General features: G+C 75.4%; 2 protein-coding genes and 1 pseudogene. 1 reads left to right on the forward strand and 2 read right to left on the reverse strand.

Annotation, left to right across the window (positions count from 1 at the left end; all coding sequences use genetic code 11):
- Nucleotides 1-118 precede the first annotated feature (118 nt).
- Together EAO71_RS02330 and EAO71_RS38155 are read right to left on the reverse strand one after the other, a co-directional pair.
- Nucleotides 119-1,345 carry a streptophobe family protein gene (locus tag EAO71_RS02330; RefSeq protein WP_147976081.1) on the reverse strand — a complete coding sequence of 409 codons (1,227 nt, stop codon included), beginning with the start codon at nt 1,343-1,345 and terminating at the stop codon, nt 119-121.
- An 86-nt stretch (nt 1,346-1,431) separates the two neighbouring features.
- Nucleotides 1,432-1,548, reverse strand: a pseudogene (locus tag EAO71_RS38155) (hypothetical protein); the annotation flags it as partial.
- Nucleotides 1,549-1,840: 292 nt separating this feature from the next.
- Here EAO71_RS38155 and EAO71_RS37405 point away from each other — a divergent pair.
- The gene (locus EAO71_RS37405; protein WP_410093939.1) at nt 1,841-2,875 is read left to right on the forward strand and encodes a DUF6777 domain-containing protein; all 1,035 of its coding nucleotides are present in this window, start codon (nt 1,841-1,843) and stop codon (nt 2,873-2,875) included.
- Nucleotides 2,876-3,139: the final 264 nt, after the last annotated feature.

The raw sequence follows: 3,139 nt of genomic DNA on the forward strand, positions 1-3,139 counted from the left end.
CGCCCGCGCCGCCGAAGTGGGCGCTGCCGGTGTTCCGCGAGGAGCCGTAGGCGGTCACCGGCATCGGTGACACCGCGCGGGAGCGACCCGGCGAGCGGGCCGGCCTCCCGGGGCTGTGTCAGGGCGCGGGTCTCCCGGTGCGGTTCGGCTCGGCGTCCACCTCGCCGCGGTGGGCGCCGGTGGCGAGCAGGCCGCCGAGGAAGCCCGCGACGGCGCCCCACAGCAGGGCCAGACCGGCCGTCCTCCAGACGTGCGGGCGCAGGACGACCTCGCCGCCCAGGGAGTCGAGGTCGCCGATGCCGAGGATGGAGAGGCCGAAGCGCGCCTCGACGAGGGTGATCGGCATGACGACCAGCATGGTCAGGGCGAACGCGATCGCGAAGTGCACGGCGTGCTGCCAGAGCCGGAAGCGGCCCGGGGCACGGACGGCGGCGACGAAGGCCGCGACGACCACCAGGACCGCGGCGACCGGGAGGAGCCACCAGGCCCGCGAGTCGTACGAGGCGAGCGAGGAGAGGTCCACCGTGGACAGCTGGGAGGTGTCCGGGCCGCGCAGCACCGCGTCGAGGATGGGCGGCATGGGCAGCCCGAACGGGCCGTCGACCCGGCCTTCCCAGGAGCCGCCGATGCCGACGCCGAGGGCGATCCAGCTGACGTTGGGCAGTCCGAGCAGCAGGACGGCGAGGGTCTCCGAGGCGTGGCCCTGGGTGGCCGCGACGACGACGCCGATGCCGAGGCCGATGACCACGTACGTCAGGACGAGCAGCAGCATCGCGGAGGCCACGGGGCGGACGGGCTCCTGGTAGCGCACGAGGCGCGGCGGGAGCGGGGTCCGGCGGGACACGAGCAGGGCGATGAGCAGGACGCCGAGGATCCACAGGAGGCCGAAGAGGAGGGTGGGGCCGAGGTCGGTGCGGAAGCCGACGGTCGGGTTCACCGCGTCGAGGAGTTCACCGAAGATGTCGGGCAGGTCCCCCGTCGCGTCACCGCCGCCGAGGGTGAGGGGGAAGTCGTGGGCGGCCAGCGCCGACAGTGCGGCGAGCCCGGCCAGCCAGAGCACGACGACGGCGACGACCCGGCCGAGGAGTTCACCGGTGTGCGCGACGGCGTGGTGGCGCAGGGGGCGCAGGAAGCAGAAACCGACGACGAGTGCGCCCACCAGGGTGACGGTGAGCGGCATCGCGGTGATCTCGGCGTTCGTCCCGGCGAGGGCGCCCGCGTCTCCGGAGAGTTCCACATGGCCGCCGGCGGCCATGACGACCACCGCGGCGACGACGTTGACGAATCCGCTGGGGAGGTCGGCGGCGCCGGCGGCCCAGAGGCCGAGCGCCGCGACGACGGCCATGGCGACGAAGCCGGCCAGTACCGCGGCGTGAGCGGCATCGCGGTGATCTCGGCGTTCGTCCCGGCGAGGGCGCCCGCGTCTCCGGAGAGTTCCACATGGCCGCCGGCGGCCATGACGACCACCGCGGCGACGACGTTGACGAATCCGCTGGGGAGGTCGGCGGCGCCGGCGGCCCAGAGGCCGAGCGCCGCGACGACGGCCATGGCGACGAAGCCGGCCAGTACCGCGGCACGCGAAGGCGGCGTTCGTGGCGGGCTCGGCGGCAAGGAAGCGCACCTGCTGTTCGACGTCGCAGCTCGCCACGTTCTGCGTGCCGCCGTACAGGCCGGCCGCGGCCGCGGCGGCGCGGGCTCCGGCGGCGGCGGCCCGTGGTGGCGTTCCGTTCCCAAGGTCGCCTCGATCACGGCCGTACTGGTCGCGGCGATCGCCCTGATCGTGGTGCTGACCCGGCCGGACGGCAACGGCGGCGGCAGCGCCTCGGGGGGCGGTGGTGAGGTGTTCCTGCAGAACGCCGCCGCCACCGGCCCCGATCCGTTCACCCCGTCGACCGCCCGCGCGCCCGACGCCTCCCCGTCCGCCGTCCCGCTGCCCAGCCCCACCAAGTCGGCCGACGCCAGCGCCACCCGCAGCGTCTCGGGCGCCGCGCCCGGCCTGTACGGCGGCACGCAGAACGTGGCGAGCTGCGACGTCGAACAGCAGGTGCGCTTCCTTGCCGCCGAGCCCGCCAAGAACGCCGCCTTCGCGTCGGTCCTCGGCATCTCGGCCAACGAGGTCCCCGGCTATCTGCGGTCCCTGACCCCGCTTCAGCTCCGCGTCGACACCCGCGTGACCAACCACGGCTTCCGGGACGGCGCGGCCACCACGTACCAGTCGGTGCTCCAGGCCGGCACGGCGGTCCTCGTCGACGACCGCGGCGTACCCCGGGTGCGCTGCGCCTGCGGCAACCCGCTGACGCCGCCCGTCGCCCAGAAGTCGCCGAAGACCACCGGCGCGGCCTGGCCCGGCTACCAGGCCTCCCAGGTCGTCGTCGTGGCGCCGTCCGTCACGGTCGTGAACGTCTTCGTCGTCTACGACCCCTCCGAAGGCGACTGGTTCAGCCGCGAGCCGGGTGACACGGGGAAGAAGGACAAGCACACGACCGCGCCGACGGCACCCCCGTCGCCCTCGGTGTCGGACTCCGGCTCGACCTCCCCGGTTCCGTCGGACTCGGCCTCGACCTCGACCCCGTCGACGCCACTGTCCCCCGCCTCGCCCGAGTCCCCCGTCGCGCCCGTTTCGCCGGCGTCGCCGGACTCACCGGACTCCCCGCCGCCGCCCGACTCCGGCTCCCCGCCCGCGCCGCAGTCGCTGCCGCAGACGGAGGGCTCGACCACGGACGGCACGACGGCCGACCAGTCGGCCCCGGGCGGCAGCCCGTTGTCCGAGGACGCCCCGCGGCCGGGTTCCCCCGCAGCACCGGACGCCTGGGCCCCGGACGGCGGATTCCCGGACGCCGGAGGGGTCGCGCCCGACCCACAGCCGGTGCTGTGAGCCGGCTCGCACCCGCGCGGGACGACGGCGCCGCCCGGTGACCGGGGGCGCCGTCGTCCCGGTCGCCGCGTACGGCCGTGGCCGGCCGGCGGATCCAGGCCCCGAGCGGCAGCGGGCAGGACCGGCCATCGGACGGGTAGCAGTAGGGCGAGGCACGGACGGGAAGGGCGCCGAGGGGCGAGGCACCTACGGCGGCACAGGGGCCGGGCTCTCGGGGTCATCCACCCTTGTGAGTGTCGGGTGGTTGGCCGCCCTCTCTCCGAG

The sequence above is a fragment of the Streptomyces sp. MS191 genome, assembly GCF_008042125.1.
GTDB lineage: Bacteria > Actinomycetota > Actinomycetes > Streptomycetales > Streptomycetaceae > Streptomyces.

Excerpts from the sequence above, each read along its gene's own strand:
- EAO71_RS02330 (WP_147976081.1), bottom strand. The coding sequence starts at position 1,345 with ATGGCCGTCGTCGCGGCGCTCGGCCTCTGGGCCGCCGGCGCCGCCGAC.